The organism is Psychrobacter sp. 1U2 (assembly GCF_051847575.1).
Genome location: NZ_JBPYDC010001864.1, coordinates 1 through 508, shown reverse-complemented (window position 1 = coordinate 508; position 508 = coordinate 1). Strand labels below are relative to the sequence as shown.

1 protein-coding gene is annotated in these 508 nt (G+C 41.7%); it reads left to right on the top strand.

Annotated features, from left to right (window positions below; all coding sequences use genetic code 11):
- Positions 1 to 508: YihY family inner membrane protein (locus tag ACS8FD_RS24830; protein ID WP_439277802.1), on the top strand; the 508-nt coding region annotated here is incomplete at both ends.

The following is a 508-nucleotide window of genomic DNA, read 5'->3' as shown; positions in this document are numbered from 1 at the left end:
GATTTTTGACGCGGCATTTTTTTGAAGACAACTGCCAACAAAAAGCAGCTTCACTTACTTACACCACCATGCTATCGATTGTGCCTATGTTGACCGTCCTACTGATGATCCTATCGTCAGTTCCAGCGCTTGCTACAGTTAGAGCACAGATTTATGAAGTGATTTATAGCAATTTGCTACCGAAATCAAGTATGCAAGTCAGTGAGTATATCAACAGTTTCGCTGAAAAATCGTCTAACTTGACGGCCATCGGGGCAATGATTTTATTTGTCACAACTATTGTCACTTTGACGACTATCGAACGTGCCTTTAATCAAATTTGGCGAGTAGAGGATCGCTCTGGTGGTATTAAGAGTATGCTGCGCTATTGGACCATTGTCACCATGGGACCGTTAGTATTGGGTACTGCATTTATTGCTTCTAGTACGGTACAAAGTTTAAGCTTTTTAAACCGTCAAATAGGCGGTTACGGCATCGACTGGTCGTTTTGGGTACAAATAGTTTCCAT